At 51.0% G+C, this 18,564-nt stretch carries 16 protein-coding genes; 3 read left to right on the top strand and 13 right to left on the bottom strand.

The window, feature by feature from the left end:
* Positions 1-91 precede the first annotated feature (91 nt).
* The 3 genes from BUE76_RS21560 to BUE76_RS21550 all read right to left on the bottom strand — a co-directional run bounded on the left by BUE76_RS21560 (position 92) and on the right by BUE76_RS21550 (position 5,345).
* Positions 92-3,229 carry a metallophosphoesterase gene (locus BUE76_RS21560; protein ID WP_073042063.1) on the bottom strand — a complete coding sequence of 1,046 codons (3,138 nt, stop codon included), beginning with the start codon at positions 3,227-3,229 and terminating at the stop codon, positions 92-94.
* A 259-nt stretch (positions 3,230-3,488) separates the two neighbouring features.
* Positions 3,489-4,064, bottom strand: coding sequence for a GAF domain-containing protein (locus tag BUE76_RS21555; RefSeq protein WP_073042065.1), 576 nt, complete (start codon positions 4,062-4,064; stop codon positions 3,489-3,491).
* 420 nt (positions 4,065-4,484) lie between these two features.
* Positions 4,485-5,345: an SDR family oxidoreductase gene (locus BUE76_RS21550; protein WP_073042067.1), complete on the bottom strand. Its 861-nt coding sequence runs from the start codon at positions 5,343-5,345 to the stop codon at positions 4,485-4,487.
* A 90-nt stretch (positions 5,346-5,435) separates the two neighbouring features.
* Here BUE76_RS21550 and BUE76_RS21545 point away from each other — a divergent pair, with 90 nt between their 5' ends.
* The 3 genes from BUE76_RS21545 to BUE76_RS21530 all read left to right on the top strand — a co-directional run bounded on the left by BUE76_RS21545 (position 5,436) and on the right by BUE76_RS21530 (position 8,269).
* Complete coding sequence (locus BUE76_RS21545) at positions 5,436-5,813, top strand: winged helix-turn-helix transcriptional regulator (RefSeq protein WP_073042069.1); 378 nt, start codon at positions 5,436-5,438, stop codon at positions 5,811-5,813.
* 635 nt (positions 5,814-6,448) lie between these two features.
* A complete protein-coding gene (locus BUE76_RS21535; protein WP_073042076.1) occupies positions 6,449-7,339 on the top strand; it encodes an SDR family oxidoreductase in 891 nt (296 codons plus the stop codon).
* 9 nt (positions 7,340-7,348) lie between these two features.
* Complete coding sequence (locus BUE76_RS21530; RefSeq protein WP_073042078.1) at positions 7,349-8,269, top strand: helix-turn-helix domain-containing protein; 921 nt, start codon at positions 7,349-7,351, stop codon at positions 8,267-8,269.
* Positions 8,270-8,436: 167 nt separating this feature from the next.
* Here BUE76_RS21530 and BUE76_RS21525 read toward each other — a convergent pair whose 3' ends face one another.
* From BUE76_RS21525 to BUE76_RS21480, 10 genes are all read right to left on the bottom strand, one after another.
* Complete coding sequence (locus tag BUE76_RS21525) at positions 8,437-8,799, bottom strand: DUF5655 domain-containing protein (protein WP_073042080.1); 363 nt, start codon at positions 8,797-8,799, stop codon at positions 8,437-8,439.
* A gap of 108 nt (positions 8,800-8,907) precedes the next feature.
* The gene (locus BUE76_RS21520; protein WP_073042082.1) at positions 8,908-9,843 is read right to left on the bottom strand and encodes a 3-keto-disaccharide hydrolase; all 936 of its coding nucleotides are present in this window, start codon (positions 9,841-9,843) and stop codon (positions 8,908-8,910) included.
* A 148-nt stretch (positions 9,844-9,991) separates the two neighbouring features.
* On the bottom strand, positions 9,992-10,852 hold the full coding sequence (locus BUE76_RS21515) for a YwqG family protein (protein WP_083596452.1): 861 nt from the start codon (positions 10,850-10,852) through the stop codon (positions 9,992-9,994).
* 243 nt (positions 10,853-11,095) lie between these two features.
* Positions 11,096-13,270, bottom strand: a complete 2,175-nt coding sequence (locus tag BUE76_RS21510) for a xanthine dehydrogenase family protein molybdopterin-binding subunit (protein WP_073042084.1) — start codon at positions 13,268-13,270, stop codon at positions 11,096-11,098.
* Positions 13,271-13,272: 2 nt separating this feature from the next.
* Positions 13,273-13,731 (bottom strand): (2Fe-2S)-binding protein, encoded by a 459-nt coding sequence (locus BUE76_RS21505; protein ID WP_073042086.1) that lies wholly within the window; start codon positions 13,729-13,731, stop codon positions 13,273-13,275.
* Positions 13,732-13,879: 148 nt separating this feature from the next.
* Positions 13,880-14,266 carry a hypothetical protein gene (locus BUE76_RS21500; protein ID WP_073042088.1) on the bottom strand — a complete coding sequence of 129 codons (387 nt, stop codon included), beginning with the start codon at positions 14,264-14,266 and terminating at the stop codon, positions 13,880-13,882.
* Positions 14,267-14,517: 251 nt separating this feature from the next.
* A complete protein-coding gene (locus tag BUE76_RS21495) occupies positions 14,518-14,856 on the bottom strand; it encodes a DUF5615 family PIN-like protein (protein ID WP_073042090.1) in 339 nt (112 codons plus the stop codon).
* The gene (locus BUE76_RS21490; RefSeq protein ID WP_073042093.1) at positions 14,856-15,083 is read right to left on the bottom strand and encodes a DUF433 domain-containing protein; all 228 of its coding nucleotides are present in this window, start codon (positions 15,081-15,083) and stop codon (positions 14,856-14,858) included. Before BUE76_RS21490 ends, BUE76_RS21495 begins: the two co-directional genes overlap by 1 nt.
* 542 nt (positions 15,084-15,625) lie before the next feature.
* Positions 15,626-17,092 (bottom strand): DUF2961 domain-containing protein, encoded by a 1,467-nt coding sequence (locus BUE76_RS21485; protein ID WP_073042095.1) that lies wholly within the window; start codon positions 17,090-17,092, stop codon positions 15,626-15,628.
* 403 nt (positions 17,093-17,495) lie between these two features.
* Positions 17,496-18,404, bottom strand: coding sequence for a DUF5694 domain-containing protein (locus tag BUE76_RS21480; protein WP_083596453.1), 909 nt, complete (start codon positions 18,402-18,404; stop codon positions 17,496-17,498).
* Between the last annotated feature and the right edge of the window lie 160 nt (positions 18,405-18,564).

The following is an 18,564-nucleotide window of genomic DNA, read 5'->3' as shown; positions in this document are numbered from 1 at the left end:
CCATAAACGACCGTTGGTGCTCACCCGGGATCTCGCCGCAAGGCCTGTCACACAAGCCAGGTGCGAAGACCCCGGGCGGAAGGGAATAAAGCTATATATTATCAACTCCTGATCTTTTGAGCAGTAGAATTTTCCTAGTCTTTTCAAAATTTAAGTCAAAATCTTTCATATTGGCTTTTGGATTCATGTCCAGATTGATCTTCCGTATTTTTTCTTTCATAAATGCTATCATACTGTCGTCATCAAAACATTTAAAAAGTAATAGATACATCAATTTAGCCAATATAGAAGCCTTTACTATACCCATTCTTGAAAACTCAATCATTTCATCAATAATTTTTTTATGCTTCTTCAAATCAATATCTAACAGGAGACTATACAAAATAAAAAGCTTGTATTGATTAGCGTAAAAATTCTTTTTAAGTTCATCAATCTTATTAAGTATTAATAATTCCAAATTTATATGCCCTATTGCCTCATGGATGAAACCCTGAACAACACTGGGTAGAAAATTACTTACCATCTGGTAAACAACATTTTTTCCAGATGAATATTGGAGTTCGTTGATCTTATTCTCATCTACACCTTCCTCTAATTCTTCAGTGAGTAAAAACCCTAAGTTGCAAGCGGAATCAATAATGAAGTCAAAGACCTCGTTGATTAAATCTGCATCCTGTATATTTTCGATATTTTTAAATACTCTTCCATTAATCTGCAAAAACCTCTCAAGAATATCAAATTTCTTTACTGAAGCATCATATACCTTTTTTCTTTGTACTTCAACATCTTTTATTATGTTGTTAGTCAAGCTATCTAATAGCTCATCTTTTTCTTCAGTAGTATATGGGATCAGATCCTCATTCTTCGATAGCTCAATAAGTGGTTTAGAAAGGTCTAATAATTCTTTACCGGAAATATTTTGATTAAGTCTGAAATCTAATTCTCCAACCATCCTATCATTTAATTCACTAAATGCGCTCTTCGTTCTTGCAAATATTTTCTTTAGAAATTCTTTATTCTCATTTTGATTCCTTGGAAAGCCCGAATAGATTTCAAATTCATTTTTGAAAGAAAGATAATATCTATCATCGTTAACCATCTCACTTAAGAATTCTTGGTTTTCTATAAAATGATATGCAATAAAGTATTCAAAAACCCCATTTAACCTAAAAGTGATGTAATCATCATCTTTCTTTTTGAGTATACCTTTCTCCAATAAGTATTCTACTATTTCGGACGTTTTTCCAACTCTTTTTAAGTTTTTACTTTTAAAAGATTCTGTGAAGGTTATCAATTCGGAGTATTTGACTGAATAGGTAGTATCAACGTGTTTAGTTAAAAGCTCATGAGCAAACTCGGCCAATAGCAGTTTGTAGTTCTGGTATGAAAACCTATTCTGAGGATCACTAGCTAACTTGTTACGATCCAAAATATCATCGATATATAATTCTAACAATTCGGAATTGTTGTTAAAATTTAGAGTATTCTTCCCAGAGTAAATCCATAAAAATATCGATAACGTCCAAAAGTTGAATGGCATGTTGTGCTGTTTCAAAACATCAACAATTCGATCAACAAATTCATCACGTTTTTTTGCTTGGATGCTTGGCCATCTTTTAGCCAACTCCCTTATTTCATGTCTTGCTATGTCATGAATAAAAACTTTTTCGTAACCATTCAAACCATAGTCTACTTTTTCGAAGCTTTGAGCTAAGGTTTGATCCGCAACCGCTATGTAGTTACATTTCTTGTATATCGTGAAAAAGGCAGATAACTTACTAATTAGTTCCTTTTGATTAGGATCGAAATTATCTAGTAGGACCTTGACTTTATACGTTTCTAAAATCTTTTGTGTGTGTTGATTATTATGCTCGATGTATTTACTGAATAATCTTACTACATCGAAAGTGGCTGAATTATTTCTAAATTCAGCTAAATCGACATAAAATGGGATTTCACCGACCTGAGTAAAATTTTTTAGAAGCTCAATCGCTATTTTAAATAGCAATGAAGATTTGCCAGTCTTATCCTTTCCATATATAATGTAATTGTAATTGTTTAATAGTTTTTTAATTTCTATTCGGGGTAATTGACTACTCTGAGAAGCTGCTTCGAGTTGAGGTTGAGACTTTAAAACTGGATGAACAAACAAATCACAAAAGCTGTTTCCGTTTTGATGTACTTTACTGTGCACAAAAAGTGCGTTAGCCTTTTCTGTTACATCAGCTAAACGATTCCGAAGTGTTTTTAGAATTTTTATTTGATCCTTTTTCGTTTGATTCAGAGGAAAAGTAAAATGTATTTCTGGAAGTGTAATGAAGATCCTTTCGTCATGGTCATATATTGCTTTTCTAAGGATTATATCCGCCGTTTCAAGGTCAATGTCCAGCAAAGAGTAACCAATTTTTCCATCTTCTTTTTTTGTAAATGAAGCATGAGCATAACTTCCAAATATTCCTTCATTTTGCATAAGACGGATGAAATCTTCTCGTTTATGCAAGTGACCAGAGAACATAAAATGAAACTCTGCATATATCAAATCCTCAATAGCAATACGATTAAAGTCTCGAAGATCTGCTAGTGGATGATGTAAAAGCAATATTCGCCAATCTACATTCTGGGCTTTTAATTCAGCTATTGCTTTCTCTATTTCAGTTTTCGGGAAGAATAAATTCCCCTTATCGTCATTTCCAGTAGAGCACCATGCGGTGTTGATTGTTACAAATCCAATTTTAAAATTTTCATATTGTCTAATATGTATTGAATGCAGTTTTTCTACTTTATCTGTGTTTTTTGTTATTCCAATTTTATAGAATTCCGTTTCAAACTCATACCAATTCTTTGTTGGTTTACAACTTAACCCAAATACATCTTCTTTATTTTCCTCGACAATTTTAGAAACTTGGTCCATTGAGGAAAATGCTCTTATGTAATTCTTGATCGGCTCATTTATCGATTTGCGGTCAACATCATGATTTCCCGGGCAAATAATGACGTTTGGTTTTGGAATAGAATATCTCTGGCCAATTCTCTTTAAAAAGCTTTCATACGCTAAAGAGAAATCATTTTTGTCTGTGCCGGAGAAAACTAGATCTCCAGTAAATAAAAAGAAGTCTATCTTTTCATTTGTGTCGATAGATTCAAACAATTTTTCTAAAAGAAGGTCCTGCGTAGCAACATCTTTTTGCGTTGATTTAAAATGAAAATCAGATAAGTGGAGAATTTTCATGCTTTGTGATTCTTTATTAAATAAATTTTGGTCTTTTAAAAAGACAATTTACTGATATCCATAGTGCTACTCAAAAACTTAGATTGCTGACCTTCTCCGCTATCCGTAGTTTTCTTTTGCGCCGTTGTTGATGTTCCTCCCAGCCCATGGGCGTTGGCTGCACCAACAGCACTCATCAGCCTATAGCCAAGTTGTTGATTGGCCGGTCGCAATTCATCGCCGCAAACCAACAACGGCTATCCAAACCGGGTAAGTTGGTTTATCTCCCTTCCCCTTTCCCTTTTAAGTCCCGCAGTTCTGCTTCCAGGCTCTTGTTTTCTCGCTCAAGCCTATCCAGAAGCTGTTCCAACTCCCTGTTCTTCTTTTTAAGCTGCAACAAGGTCACCACCTGTTTTGCCAGCTGCTGTAAAGCGGTCAGCTGGAACGGTGACAGCCTTTGTTCCTGTACATCGAGCACACAGAGGGAACCCAGGGCATGGCCATCTTCATCCACCAGGGGCATGCCGGCATAAAAAACGATATGCGGCTCGCCGGTTACAAAAGGATTGTCGGCAAACCGTTCGTCTTTACGGCTGTCGGGTACCACGGTCATCTCCGAGGGGTTCCGGATGGCGTGTGCGCAAAAGGCATACTCGATGGGTGTTTCCTTCAGGTCGATACCCACCGATGCTTTGAACCACTGCCGTTGGTCGTCGAGCAGGGTGATGAGCGAAATGGGGGTGCCGCAAATCCGGGAGGCTAGTGAAGTAATATTGTCAAATTCCTCTTCGGGCGGCGTGTCCATGATCCCGTATTGCCGGAGTGCTTCCAGGCGTTCTTGTTCGGCTGTATTCATCCTGTCAGAGTTATAGGGAGTTAAAGGAATCGTTATAACTATATGTTCCAATCGAAGGAAAGTTACAAAGGTTTGGGCCGTTTTAGGCGGGCTGTTCACAAAGCCAAGGCCACAAACCAGCAAGTTGCAAAACCTGGTTTTGGAGCGCGGTGGGGTTATCTGTAGTGCTCTATAAGTTTATACACCCGTTGGGTTCGGCTTTAAAGAATGGGGCAGCAATACCCGCATGAAAATCGGCAGCTACAAAAACAGGTTGCTCCTTACCACATCAACAGCACCAATACAACAAAAGCCGGTAATTGCTTACCGGCTTTTTTGCATCCAATCCTGAACAAAAGCTTACTGGTGTGTGGCGATGCTTTTCACCTTCCGGCTGCGCACAGCAACTGCTCACGCCTTCACTTTAATCACCAAAACCTTTTAGGCCACCAGCTCACCCATCCCAAAGGCCGTGAGTGTTTTTTCATATTCGGTTTGCACCGACGCATTGGCTGCTTTTACAAAATGCCCGGTGGCGGGGTCTACTACGGTGCGCAGGGGTCGTTTTCCCTGGGGCAAGGCCATCAGGTGTTGCACGGCATCGGCCACCTCCTGCGGGTTGGGGTTGGTGGCTTCAAAGAGTTTGCCCAGGGCCGTTCCCAGGTTGTTCGGGATCTCCACCAGCGAGCCATAGTCGGCTACCACTTCGGTATCGGAGCCGGTTTTGAGCTTGTGGACAATGTCGGTAGGGAAAGCGCCCGGCTCTACCAGAGCCACGTCCACACCAAGCGACTTCACCTCGTAGTGCAGCCCTTCGCTCAGCCCTTCCAGTCCAAACTTGGCGGCACTGTACACGGCCATGAAGGGGAAGGCAAACCGGCCGGCACCACTGGATATGTTGATGATGAGGCCTTTCGCCTGCCTGCGCATGGTGGGCAGCACCGCCTTCATCAGCCGCCAGTAGGCCAGCACATGCAGGTCAAACATGTCCTTTACATCGTTGGTGGTGAAGCTTTCCGCTACACCGGCAGCTGAATAGCCGGCATTGTTCACCAGCACATCGATGCGGCCCCTTTCCGAAATGATCTGGTTGATGGCCGCCTGCACGCTGCCGTCGTCGGTGAGGGTTACGTCCTGTACGGTGATGTTGGGCAGGGCGCCCAGTTCTGCCGCTTTTGCGGCATTCTTCCCGTTGGTCTCACGCATGGTGGCATATACCTTATGTCCTGATGCGGCGAGGGTTTTGGCGGTCAGCCAGCCAAAGCCACTGTTTGTTCCTGTAATCAATACTACTTTGCTCATGTTGTATTTGTTTATTGCAGGATGAAGTTGGTGACAAATTGTAACTTCGTGGCATTTGGTAATAGTTTATTTTAATCAACCAAGGAACAAATGAGTCAGCTAGTGACATTAAAGAAACCAGCGGATTGCGCGGCCAGCAACGCGGTGTGCACGGCATCCATCAGAGCCATCCAGGACATCATGGATGTACTGGGCGGAAAGTGGAAGATCTCCATCGTTACCTGTGTTTGTTTTCAGCCACGCCGCTTTAGCGAGCTGCTGAAGCTGGTAGATGGTATATCGGGCAAAGTATTAAGCCGGGAGTTGAAAGACCTCGAGATGAATAAGATCATCTCAAGGACCGTAAAAGACACCCAGCCGGTGACCGTAGAATATGCCCTGACGGAGTATGGTGCCACCTTTAAAGACCTGATACAGATCATGGCCGAGTGGGGGGTGAAGCACCGGAAAGCCATCATTGGGAAGTAGCCGTTGGCAATGGTCTTTTGTATCCCATTATTTCCATGATCCATGCTCCTGGTATCCGCAGTGTTCCGCGAACCATTGGATTGCTGGCCCTTGTATGTGCCGGAGATTCTCCCGTCACATGTAATGTCATTTCCAGGTCGGTAGCATTATGAGATCGGAGGGTGTCATGCCGAACTTGTTTCGGCATCCCCGCTGCAATTGGCGTGCGCTAAAGCAAAAGGAGATGCCGAAACAAGTTCGGCATGACAGCACCTTTAGCGTCTGTCATACCGACACCGTGACATCTCCTTACACCTTCGGATATCTCATTACAAAAGGGGATGCCGAAACAAGTTCGGCATGACGATGCCAATGATACTAACTGAACTACCTGATTGAAGAGGGTTTAAGCGAAGATGCTGGTGGGCTTTACAGAAAGCCAAGGCCATACACCCCAGCAAAGCCACCGGGGATGGGTTTCTTGCCCCCCTGCGCCTGCCTGCTGCTACGGTCAGATCCGTTGCCCGCCGCTTCAGTAGTTGGGCCCATCCAACAAGTGGCGTTAACACCCTCCTTTTTGGCTACAAGAAAGGGCGTTTCGGATACAGCTGGTGTACCGATGCCGGGCAATTTTGTATCCACAAAAAAAGCAGACAATGAAAGTATTTGTTACAGGAGCCTCGGGTTTTATCGGCTCCGCGGTTGTTAGCGAATTGCTCCGCGCAGGTCACCAGGTGGTGGGCCTGGCAAGGTCCGAAAAATCGGCGAGTGCTATCCGCGCCTCCGGCGCTGAAGTGATCAGGGGTAAGTTGGAAGATGTAGCAGTGTTGCAGGAGGCCGCTTCCGAGGCCGACGGGGTGGTGCATACCGGGTTCTCCCACGATTTTATGGCTTCGGGCGACTTCAGCCAGTACCCGAAAGCGGCGGAGCTGGACCGGGCTGCCATCCTTGCGATGGGCGAAGCGCTGGCGGGCACCCAAAAGGCCCTTGTGGTCACCAGTGGCATGCTGGGCTTGCCCCTAATTGGCGGTGTTGTCACGGAGGAAAGCACCACCCGGGAATCGGCGCGCCTGTCCGAAATCGCCGCCTTGGAGTTGGCCGGTAAGGGCATACGTGCATCGGTAGTGCGGCTGCCACCATCCGTGCACGACCGGGGCGATGCCGGCTTTGTGCCTTCCATCATTGGGCTGGCAAAAAAGCACGGAGTTTCGGCTTATCCTTCCGGGGGTAATCGCTGGTGTGCGGTGCACCGGCAGGACGCCGCCTCGCTGTTCCGCCTGGCAGTGGAAGGGGGCAGCACCGGTGCCTTGTACAATGCCGTTGGCGATGAAAGCGTTGCATTGGAAGGCATCGCAACCCTTATTGGCCAAGAACTGCAATTGCCGGTGCAGGCGGTGGAAGGTGCGGAACTGGCCCGTCATTTTGAATGGATGCAATATTTTATAACCATGGACTGCCCCGCCACGGCCTTGGCAACAAGGGAAGAACTGGGCTGGCTGCCGGCGCACCCCGGTTTGCTGGAAGACATGCAGGCGCATTATTTTTAAAGCCTTATTATGGAAGCCCGCCCCGTTCAGCGCGTAAAAACCATCAGCGCCTACCACCAGGTAAGGGGCTTGCCCCCACCCGCCCACCCGCTGATCAGCATCATCGACTATGCTGCTTTCCCGCCCGATGCGGCTATGGGCGAAACAAACTGGGTGTTCGATTTCTACCTGGTGTCGGTGAAGCGGGGCATTGAAGGGAAGATGACCTATGGCCAGCAGCAATACGATTTTGACGAGGGGGTGATGTTTTTTATGGCTCCCCACCAGCTCTTCAGCATCCTGCCCCAAAGCCGCCCGGCAGGAGAGCGGTCGGGCTGGCTCCTGCTCATCCACCCCGATTTCTTTTGGAATACAGCCCTGGCTACCGCCATCAGCCGCTACGAGTTCTTCGACTACTCGGTACACGAAGCCCTGTTCCTTTCGGAGCAGGAAGAGGCAACGCTCAACGGGATCATTGCCAACATCCGGCAGGAGTACCACACCAACCTTGACCGGTTCAGCAAAGGAATCATCATCGCGCACATCGAGGCCCTGCTGAACTATGCCGAACGTTTCTACCACCGCCAGTTCCTGACCCGGGAAAAAGCGGCCCACCAGATCCTGGACAAGCTGGAGCAATGGCTGAACGGGTATTTCAACAGCCCGGAGCTGGCGGTAAAGGGGCTGCCTACGGTGCAGCAGCTGGCCGACAGCCTGCATGTTTCGCCCAAGTACCTGAGTGGCCTGCTGAAAGTGCTTACCGGGCAAAGCACCCAGCAACACCTGCACGGGAAACTGATTGAGAAAGCCAAGGAAAAACTATCCACTACCACCCTGTCAGTCAGCGAAATTGCATACGAGCTGGGGTTTGAGCATTCGCAATCGTTCAATAAACTGTTCAAGGCAAAAACGAGCCTCTCGCCCCTTGCCTTCCGAAAAGCCTTTCAATAATCGGTTGGCGTTTTTACGCCTTTGTTGGTGTTCCTGCCATCCCTTGTGTGATGGCTGTACCAACAACACGCACCTGATACCTGCCACAGCAAAGTTGTCGGTGGCCTTAGTGCAAAAGCGCATCGCCGCATACCAACAACTGCCTGGTACCCGCCATCAAAAAAGCATCATTCCACTTCCGCCTCGTTGGCATAAGCCAGCCGGATGAAGCCTTGTACTTCTTCGTTCAGGTCTTCGATGGCGTAGAGGCGGAAGTGGTGGTTGAACTGGTGCGCATTTCCAGGTACCGGCCCCATTTTATGGAAGCAAAGATTATCGGGATAGGCCCGTTTAAACGGGAAGACCACGTGCACAAAGTTCTTTCCCACCTGCGTGATGTAGGCAATCCGCCGCTGCCCGTTGCCCAGCCCGATCATGGTCTTGGCCGGGTGCACGGTGACGGGTCCAGCGGCCTGGAAGGCTTTCAGCACGGCGTGGTATAGTGCAAGCGCAACGGGTGTTTTATTGGTCAGCAGTGGATGCGACTCCATAAGAGGAAAGTAGCGAACAATGAAAAGGTGAGGTTTAATTCTGAAATGGAAGCACACCAGCAATAGCAGCTTGCAAAACAGGCATGCCGGTGGCGCGGTGTCCTCCACCTACTTCGCCGGTGTCAGCACAATATTCCGGTACTCAATCGGCCCATGATCGCCTTGGATGTACAGGGGCCCGGGCTCGCCTTCCCGGCTGTCAAGCGCACCGCCGGTAATGCCGGGGATCTCTCGGTTGCAGATCACCGTTTTGCCATTGGCTACCAGGGTCAGCATACGGCCCACAAGGGTAATATCGTACGACTGCCATTCGCCGGGTGCTTTGGCGGTTTGCTCGCTGGGTGCGATAAAGCCATACACGGCAGCAAAGCCACCCAGGAAGGGTTCCATACCCCTGTTGTCTTCGATCTGTACCTCGTGGCGGCCCCGGAGGTATACGCCGCTGTTGCTGCCGGCAGGGTAGCGGAATTCAATATGCAGTTTAAAGTCGGTGAAGGAGGCTTCTGTTGCCAGGTTGGCGCCGGAGCGGGGGCTGGTGAGGATACCGTTTTTAACCACCCACTGGTTTTCGCCCATGGCCTTCCAGCCGGTCAGGTCACGGCCGTTGAAGAGGCGGATAGGCGTACCCCACACCGGCGCTTTGGTACGCTTCAGTAAAGGTGCCCGTTCCGCCGTCCAGGGGTATTGCTTCCCATCAGGAAAGGTGATGGTACCGGCCAGACCGGCGCCCTTTGCAGCGCCTTCCAGCACCAGGTTGCCGTTGCCACCTTCCCATTGCGGCGGGATGGTGAAACTGAATTTGCCACCGGTATAGTGCACCTGTGCTACCGGCCGGGCACTGCCTGCAACGCCTACAAAACTGCCTACCAGGCTGTGGTTGCCCGAATGCCGTACTTCCAGCCAGGAAGGCCTTGGCTTGCCATTCATATCAATGGTAATGTCCCAGCGTCCTTCGATGGAAACGGAATCTGCGGTGGGGCTTTTTGCAGCACTATCAAACACGGTAAGCAGGAGCAAGGAAAGAAGCAGGTAAAACTGGCGCATGGTGGGTTGTTTTATGATCGGGTGGTTAAGGTTTGGAAGGTAGCAAACAAAAAGAAGCAGTGTCGGTTCTAATTGGTCCGCCTAAAAGGTCCGAAAGTCTTTAGGGTTGGGGATTGCTGTAGTTGCGTACTACAATTTGTTGGGCTCATTAAGTACAATCCCAGTTGTACAATACCCGTGAAAAATCCCTGCGTTCCAGGTCGGCACGATGGATAAAGAAATTGCCCACGCCCGCATCGCCCCAGCAGATATCGGGCAGCTGCGAATCGACCTGTAGCAGCAGGATATAATCATCGTAAGCCGGGTCGTCTTGTCGCGGGTCGGTTTGGGTAAAGTATGCGTACCCACCCATTTTATGCCCTTCGTCCGGGTATAGCCTGGTCAGTTCTTCTTCCAGCAGGTGCTGGCCCTTTACCGGTTCGGCATCGGCGATCAGGCTTTCGGCCGTTTCATCGGAAAAGCGGAAATCGGCAAAGCTGAAATAATCCTTGCCGGGTGCAAAAGCCAGCTGCATGGACCCCTTCAGCGGCATGCCGCTTTCCAACTCTTGCACATCCAGGAAAGAAAAATCAGCAATTGGCGCAGCGTCAAAATCTTCAAAATACACCACCCGGAAATCTTCCTGCCGGGTCGGCGCATCGAAATTCATCCCATACAAATCATCAGCCCCAATATAAAACTGGAGCAGGCCTTTATCAGGATATCCTTCCAGCTTGGGTATTTGCGCAAAATTCAGTTGCGCCAACAGGTACAGGTACCGGCCTTCGCTGTCTGCCGGGTAGGGCTTGCCGGCAGGCCAGTACGGGTAGCCCCCGAATTTAGCGTCGGTAAGCGTCAGGCTGTTGGCGGGTGTTGCTTTGATGCGGATACAGGGTAAGGCAAAAGGTTCGAGCCGCGGCAACAGGGCGGCCAGTTGCGGGGAAGCGGTCTTGCCATCAGGCAATACAACGGCTGCTTGTTCGGGTGTAACGGGTGTTTGTTTGCTGCGGAAAAAATCAAAAAAGCCCATGTGCTAAAAGTAAATGCTTTTGCAATTTACCCGCATGCATTTGTACCGATGCCAACACACCGGTACTAGAACTTCTGGCTGCTGCCATGAGGAGGTACAGGGGCGAGTGTACCTGTACGCTGTTGCTGGGAGGCCATGCTCAAAGCCACCGCCGCAAACCAGGACCGCAAAAAAAGCAGGACGGCAACAGCGTATCATACCGCTATTGCCGTCCTGCCAGGTGAATAAAAGAAAGGGATTACATCAGGCGGTCTTCATCTTTTTGGCGGGTGCTGCCTGTGTCTTGCCGCTAAAGACGGGATCCTCGATAAAGGGCTGTTTCCGGATGCGCTTGCCGGTGGCTTTCTGGATGGCATTGGCCACGGCGCCCCCTGTTGGCGGCAGGGCCGGTTCGCCCAGCCCGGTAGGCTCGATGCCATTGTCCACGAAATGGGTTTCTATTTCCGGTATTTCCATCATCCGGATCAGGCGGTAGTTGCCAAAGTTGTTTTGCTGCGGTGCGCCGTCCTTGAACGAAAGCTTGCTGTACATAGCATGGCCCAGGCCATCCACGATACCGCCCATCACCTGCTGGCGGGCGCCGCTCAGGTTCACCACCTCGCCGCAGTCGGAAGCCGCATAAATCTTCTGCACGACGGGCTTGCCCCCCTTCATCACCACTTCGGCCACCTGCGCCACGTAGGAGCGGTGCGAGAAGTATACCGAGAAACCCTGCGACACGCCTTTCTTGGTACCCCAGCCGGCTTTCTGGGCCACCAGTTTGGTTACCCCGATCATCCGGTCAATGTCGTACTTGATAGCACCCACCGGGGCGGTCTTTGCTTTTTGGAGCAGGTCGAGCCGGAACTGGATGGGGTCCTTCTTGGCTGCCTGCGCCACTTCATCCAAAAAGGATTGCTCGGCATAGGCCAGGAAATTGGTGATGGGCGCCCGCCACGCACCGGTGGTGATGGGCGACTGGTGCTCCACCGTATCGATCAGCAGGTTGGGCACGGCACCGGAAGGGAAATTGTCTTCGCGGGTGGGGTTGCCCGAGTTGATGCCCACGCCCCTGAGTTTATACCCGATCATATTACCCGCGGCATCCAGCGCCGCTTCAAAACGGTAGCGCACGGCGGGGCGGTAGCTGCCGCCGGTCATATCGTCTTCGCGGCTCCAGATCAGTTTTACCGGCTTTTTAATAATGCTCGATAGCTCGGCGGCCTCGGTTACATAATCTGCTTTCAGGCGCCTGCCAAAGCCGCCGCCGAGACGGGTTATTGCTACCGTGATCTTTTCTTCGGGTATGTTCAGGAGTTTGGAAACCGATGTGCGGGCCAATGCCGGTGTTTGGGTGGGGCCCACCAGCTCCACGCCGTCTTCGCGTACATGGGCAAAGAAGTTCATCGGCTCCATGGGGCTGTGCGAGATAAAGGGGCACTCGTACTCGGCGCGGAGCACCTTGGCGGCACCTGCAAAAGCAGTGGCTACATCGCCGTCTTTGCGGCGCACGGTGGCCGTTCCCGTATCCATCAGGGTGCTGAACAGCTTTGCATGGTCTTCAGAGCTCTCGGTGTTGCCGTCCTTTTCGTACTCCACCTTCAGCACCTTGCGGGCCTTCATGATCTCCCAGGTGGACTTGCCCACGACGGCCACATTATTTTTAAACTGCACCACGTCGATGATGCCGGGCATTGCCTTGGCGGCAGCGGCGTCTACCGACTTGATCCTGGTGCCAAATGCCGGCGGGCGCTGGAGCATGGCCAGCACCATGCCTTCGCGGTGGAAATCCAGCCCGTAGAGGGGTTTGCCGGTGGTGATGTCTTTATTGGCAACATTCTTTACTTCCTTGCCAATCAGCTTGAAGTCCTTGCGGTCTTTCAGCTTCACGTCCTTGGGTACCGGCAGTTTGGCTGCGGCTTCAGCAAGGGCGCCGTAGTCCAGCTTATTGCCGGTTTTGGTATGTACCACGAAGCCGTCGGCCGCGGTGCATTCCTCTGCGGGCACACCCCACTGTTGTGCTGCTGCCTGTACCAGCATCTGGCGGGCGGTGGCGCCTGCATTGCGGAGCAGTTTCCAGGAGTGCGGCACGGCGCCGCTGCCACCCGTTACCTGCCGGTCGAAGGCCTTGGTGTCGAGGGCGGCCTGTACCACTTTTACCTTTTTCCAGTCGGCATCCAGTTCTTCCGCCACGATCATCGGGAAGGAGGTCATGATGTTCTGTCCCAGCTCGGGGTTGGGCGAAAAGATGGTGATGATGCCATCGGGGGCAATGGACAAATAACTGTTGAAGCCCAGGCTGGCGGCAGCGCCGGCATCGGCCACCACCACGGGGGCGGCGGCCCCGGCACTGGCCCAGCTGAAACCCAGCATCAGCCCGCCGGTGGTGAGTAGGGTTGACTTCAGGAAGGATCTTCTGCTCTTATTTACAGTAGACATAATTAAGCTTTTGTGCTGGCTAATTTGATGGCTTCGCGAATGCGGTGGTAGGCCCCGCAGCGGCAGATATTGCCGTGCATGGTTTGCTCTATCTGCGCGGTGGTGGGATGCGGGGTTTGTTTGAGGAGGGCTGCGGCGGTCATGATCTGCCCGGCCTGGCAGTAGCCGCACTGGGGCACATCCACTTCGTCCCAGGCCTGCTGCAGGGGGTGGTCGCCCTCTTTGGACAAACCTTCAATGGTAGTGATTTTGGCATTGCCAATGGCACTTACCGGCAATACACAGGAGCGGGTAGCAGCGCCATCAAAATGCACAGTGCAGGCGCCGCACTGCGCGATGCCGCAGCCGTATTTTGTTCCCACCAGGTTCAGGTGGTCGCGCAACACCCACAACAGGGGCGTGTCTTCGGCAACATCTATCTCGCGTGTGGTGCCGTTGATCTGGAGCTTGTATAAAGGCATAGGAAGTGTATTGAAATTGGAATGGATTAAGGCAAAAGTCGAAAGTCAAAAGTTAATAATCAAAACAGCTTATAAAGTTGTAGCTACCTAGTTAAAGCCTGCCTTTTGCCTGGTGACTTTTACAGCGAGAAGGTAGAAAATTTTAAGCTTACCGGCCCCCTTCTATTCTTCCAATTTTGGTAATGGGTATGGTATGGGGTTCGTCGAGTGTGTAGGAGGTGGAATCAAGCATATACAGGCGCAGCGGTTCACGGCCTGAGGAGGGCCCGGTAAGTGTGGCCTGGTAACTGGAGTCGAGCTTGCCCAACTGCACCGTGAACTGCCGCTTCGAACGTTCCACCACTACGGATGTCACGGCAAAACTGTCCACCCCCGAATGTAGGATGATGGAACGGGCGTTCTTTTTGGCGCGTTCCAGTACCCGTGGGTAGGCCCCTGTTTGGGTGGTGGTGGAGTTGCTGCCAGCACAACCAGATATAGCAGCAGATAGTATGGATATAAAAACTGTAGTGGTCCAAATTCTGGGTGTGTTCATGGTTTCGTTTTAAAGGGTGTAAAGCAGGTAAAAGGCAGGATTCAGAAAGGTAGTTGTTACCCGGTAATCTGTTGTAAATTTTTGATGGGTGTAGGACTGATAGACTTTTTAATTATTCTGTCCGGAATGCAAGTACAACACAGCAAGCTGTCATGCCGAACTTGTTTCGGCATCCCCTTCCAAATTCACCCACTTCCGCCGTTGTTGTTCCGCCCAGACTTTGTGCGCTTTCGAAAGCTGCCCTTTCGATACTACAATATTTCCAGCACACCGGTTGCTGTATCAGACACCAGCAAATCAATATCGGCTTTATGTTTTATCAACAGCGATAAGATCGCCTCGTTGCTTTGGTTCCCGGTGCGGAGCAGTACCACTTTGGGTGGAAAACCTTTTACCCGGGCAAAGTCCAGGAAATCGTCGTCGTTGGTGACGAGGATAAAATGTTGCTGCAGGGCATATACCCTTATCTCCGCATCTTTTGCAGGAGTCGGTAAACCAATGATTTTATCAACATGCTGGCAATCCGTAAAATGAGGCTTTAATTTTTCCACCAATCGCCAGGAAAGGTTTGCATCAAGCAGCAGCTTCATCAGGCAGCAATTGTTTTAATCATTGCTTCCCTGTCGGCTGCAAAGCCCAATGCAGCCCGCAGATGCACTTCCTGTAACAAAGGATAATCTTCCAGTATCTGTTGATAATTCATTCCTGATGCGAGCCACCCGAGGATATCGGAAATGGCTATCCGGGTTCCTTTGATGCAGGGTTTGCCAAATCGTACTTCAGGATCAATGGTGATGTAAGAAGCGTATTCTTTCATTGCTTAAAAATACTTACTAAAAACGGACGGCTGGGGCCTTTTCAAACAGTAGGGGGCTGGTAATTTTCCGGTTTTTAAAAAGGCACACACAAGCTTCAATCAGGAGCAGGAGCATTTATTGCGCCCATGTTGGTGGGCCTGTACACAAGCCCGTCACTGCACACCAACAACGGCATTGCAAATAATTCTGCTTGGACTGCACCCGGTGCACCGTCATTGCGAAGCGCCAGCAGTGATTAGTAATATCAAGGTTTAGCGGCGCTGAAGCAATCCCCAGCCGCTGTAAGACACCAATAGCTGCACGCTTTAGAACCTGTATGTAGTGGAGATTGCTTCAGCGCTGCAAGGGGGTGCGTAATTGGAGCCACTACCAGCGCTTCGCAATGACGGTGCGTTTGTATGCAGCTTTGATCGCTCAAGCATTAAACAATGAAGTGATAAGCCGGGAGCTGTCATGCCGAGCTCGTCTCGGCATCCCCACTGCAAAATGAATCTTTTGAAAAGCAGAGCCGCCTACATACCCCGGCCTAACAGAAAAGCGCCTATTCTTTACTTACCTGGAAACCATCAATCCCCACCAGGTAGCCTTCACTATACCCCGCCGCCCTTGATTCTTTTCCTACGATCTCAAGGGTAAGCTGGTTCACGCCTTTTTTCAATTGTACAGGGCCATAAGGTACCGGCCCGGTGGGTTCCACCCGGGTGCTGTAGCCATCCACCAGGCTGCCGATGGTCGTGCCGTTCAGCGATGTGCGGAAGATGCCATAGTCGCCGGCACGGGTAAAGAAACCGGTCAGTTCATAGGTGCCGGCTTCGGGTGCGGTGATGGATAGGGTCAGTTTGTCGCCGGGTTTGGCTTCCACCCACCACAGTTGGGCATTGCCGCTCCAGCCGTTGGTCCAGGTGCCCATGTCCTGCACCTGGAGCTTGCCGCCGGTAACGGTGGCGCTGCCCAGCAGGCTTTCGGCTTCAATGGTGGGCTTCATGGAAAGGGAGCGGGGCATCAGTTCCTGCGGCAAGGCAGGGAAGGTCGGCCGGGGATGGGTCTGGTACCAGTAGGCAACAGACGTGTACTCCACGCCGGGCGCATCGTTGGTGCCGCCGTGCTCGATGTCGAATTTGAAACTTTTGGTAAAGGGGATGGGGTCTTCAATATGCCAGCGGTAGGTATTGATCCGGCCCGAGTCGTCCTTCACCGTTACGCCATGGTAGGGGGCGCCATACTCCCCCGTATCGTAGTACCATCCCGAGGAGAAATAATCCTCCGTGCCGGTACCGATGATGGAAGGAACCGTTTCGCCATCGACAAAGATCCGTTCATCCCCTTCGAGGTAGCCCAGGCTATTGCCCCTGAGCGGCTGCATCGAAAGCAGGGTACCCACGTAGTGGCCGCGGCCACTTGTTTCCAGCAGGGTAACCGGCTTGCCGGCCTGGGTGCGCACCTGCCGGTACTGCGCATGGAAATAAAGCGCCTCTTTGGGCAGCTTGCCGTAGGTGCGGATATCGATGTTGTAATAGAAGTTGCTCACCGGCAGTTTGCCCCTGTTCTCCACCGTGATGCGGGCACTGCGGTTGAAGGGCATGGGCCAGTAGCTGTTGTAGCCGCCGCTGGTCATGTTGAGGGGCGCCGAAATGAAGTCCTTCCATTTGCCGTAGCCCATCCCGAAGAAGTCGGATACAGGCACTTCCACCGAGGGCGTTTGTTCGCCATCCCAGTAGCACCGGATGATGAGCGACCGGTGGATCTCCACCACGTTGCGCGGGGCGATGGTGAGCCACCAGCGGCGGAGCACGCCGGCGCCCTTATGGTCCACCAGGGTCAGGGTTTGTCCCGGTGCCAGGGTGCGGAAGTCGGCATTGTTGCCGGAGGAGTCGTAACTGGAGTAATGCCGCAGCCCGCCTTCCTTGGCGAGGAAGAGGTCGCCCAGGGGGCCTTCCGACTGGGCATGGGCAGGTGCGCTACAAAGGGCGGCAAGCAGGAGCAGGCAGGCAAATGGTTTCAGGGGCATGGGCTAATTTAAGCCCTTGTCTGTATTGCATCCAAACCTTATATGTTGCAGGGGTTTTTGAACCAGGGAGGCAGGGAGGACAGGGAGGTGCACGGAGGATTGTTTTATAGCAGCCCCCATGCCCGGGGTCTCGCCACAGGGCCCGTGCACAGCGCCTGCAGCGAAGACCCCGGGCGGACAAGGCTAATGGCTCTCACATTGGGTTCGTCATTGCGAGGCGCTGCAGGTACTATGTGCTACAAGTCTACTTGTGCGCCGAAGCAATCCCCGGCATCATTGGGTTCTTTAAGGTGCCTTGCTTTGCTGGTGATTGCTTCGGAGCGTAGGTGCCTGCTGTTCGGTGGTTGTTGCTGCGCCTCGTAAGGACGTGCAAAAAAGCCGCGCAATAAAAAAGCAGGTTTTTTTATTTCAGGTAATCCGTCACCGGCACCACGCGGTACGCCGGGTTCTGCACAAAAAGCGTAGGCAGTGCCGCCGCATGGCGGTGCCCCATGATCACCAGGATGCGTTTGGCTTGCTGTGCCTTTTGGGCGGCAATGATGTTGGCTGATATCTTCAGTTCGCGTTCCAGGAATACGGATACGAACTCGGCACCGATGTATTTTTTGTTTACAAAGGCGGTATCCACATATTGTGCCGGCGGGTTGGTAAAAGCGCCGTTGCGCACTTCCAGTGGCGCTACAAAAAGTACCTGGTAGGTCCAGTCGAGCACCTGCTTGGTATTCAGGAAGTAAAGGAAACGAGATAAGCTCAGGGTACCTTGTTTAAAAGCGCCATCGGCTTTGCGACCCATAGCGGAAAAGCTGTCCAGCCCGCTTTGAAAAGCTTCGCGGTGCGCGCCTTCATTGAGCATCCGGTTGGAAACGGACTCGTAGTAATCGGCGCCGAGAATGCGCTTGTGACCCAGCTTTTTGGCCAGCGCAAAACCAAACTGGTAGCGTTCGGCACGGCCATAGGGCAGGTCGGTGAGTTGCAACTTACCGGTGGCATACTGTGTATACAGGCTATCCAGGTTGCCTTGTTCTTCGGGCTCCACTTCCACCAGGATCAGGTCGGGCTGGTAACGGGCCAGTTGGTTGTTGATGGCAGCCACTTCTTTTTGGTTGGCCGCGCTAAACAGGTCGGCGGCAGGGTTGTCCTTGTACATCGCTTCCTGTCCAAAATGGGTAGAGCCCAAAAATAGGATGCTGGTTTTTGCTGCCGCTGGTACGGGTTTCGGCAGATTGGCCATTAAGGACTTGACGAGGTCTTTTTGTGCAAAACAGGTAGCGGATAAAAAGGAAAGGAGCAGGAGCAGGCAGTTTCGTTTCATGGTGCTTTTAGGTGAGCGGCGAAGATTGGGTTTTTCAGGATAGCATGGAAAAAGATCTTTTCTATTGGGTGCAGAATCAGGTAGGTGTCGTCATGCCGATGTCGCGGCATCTCCTCAGTTCATCGGAGTACTTGTGTAAGAGAGGAGATGCCGAGACGAG

Origin of the sequence: Cnuella takakiae, assembly GCF_001953305.1 — a bacterium.
In the GTDB taxonomy this organism is placed as follows: Bacteria; Bacteroidota; Bacteroidia; order Chitinophagales; family Chitinophagaceae; genus Flavisolibacter; species Flavisolibacter takakiae.
The sequence above is the reverse complement of the archived record's forward strand: the minus strand, read 5'-3'. Positions and strand labels throughout refer to the sequence as shown.

Coding starts and splice junctions, on each gene's coding strand:
- BUE76_RS21560 (WP_073042063.1), bottom strand. CDS start 3,229: ATGAAAATTCTCCACTTATCTGATTTTCATTTTAAATCAACGCAAAAA.
- BUE76_RS21535 (WP_073042076.1), top strand. CDS start 6,449: ATGAAAGTATTTGTTACAGGAGCCTCGGGTTTTATCGGCTCCGCGGTT.
- BUE76_RS21510 (WP_073042084.1), bottom strand. CDS start 13,270: ATGTCTACTGTAAATAAGAGCAGAAGATCCTTCCTGAAGTCAACCCTA.
- BUE76_RS21490 (WP_073042093.1), bottom strand. CDS start 15,083: ATGAAAGAATACGCTTCTTACATCACCATTGATCCTGAAGTACGATTT.
- BUE76_RS21515 (WP_083596452.1), bottom strand. CDS start 10,852: ATGGGCTTTTTTGATTTTTTCCGCAGCAAACAAACACCCGTTACACCC.
- BUE76_RS21495 (WP_073042090.1), bottom strand. CDS start 14,856: ATGAAGCTGCTGCTTGATGCAAACCTTTCCTGGCGATTGGTGGAAAAA.
- BUE76_RS21500 (WP_073042088.1), bottom strand. CDS start 14,266: ATGAACACACCCAGAATTTGGACCACTACAGTTTTTATATCCATACTA.
- BUE76_RS21480 (WP_083596453.1), bottom strand. CDS start 18,404: ATGAAACGAAACTGCCTGCTCCTGCTCCTTTCCTTTTTATCCGCTACC.
- BUE76_RS21530 (WP_073042078.1), top strand. CDS start 7,349: ATGGAAGCCCGCCCCGTTCAGCGCGTAAAAACCATCAGCGCCTACCAC.
- BUE76_RS21545 (WP_073042069.1), top strand. CDS start 5,436: ATGAGTCAGCTAGTGACATTAAAGAAACCAGCGGATTGCGCGGCCAGC.
- BUE76_RS21520 (WP_073042082.1), bottom strand. CDS start 9,843: ATGCGCCAGTTTTACCTGCTTCTTTCCTTGCTCCTGCTTACCGTGTTT.
- BUE76_RS21550 (WP_073042067.1), bottom strand. CDS start 5,345: ATGAGCAAAGTAGTATTGATTACAGGAACAAACAGTGGCTTTGGCTGG.
- BUE76_RS21485 (WP_073042095.1), bottom strand. CDS start 17,092: ATGCCCCTGAAACCATTTGCCTGCCTGCTCCTGCTTGCCGCCCTTTGT.
- BUE76_RS21505 (WP_073042086.1), bottom strand. CDS start 13,731: ATGCCTTTATACAAGCTCCAGATCAACGGCACCACACGCGAGATAGAT.
- BUE76_RS21525 (WP_073042080.1), bottom strand. CDS start 8,799: ATGGAGTCGCATCCACTGCTGACCAATAAAACACCCGTTGCGCTTGCA.
- BUE76_RS21555 (WP_073042065.1), bottom strand. CDS start 4,064: ATGAATACAGCCGAACAAGAACGCCTGGAAGCACTCCGGCAATACGGG.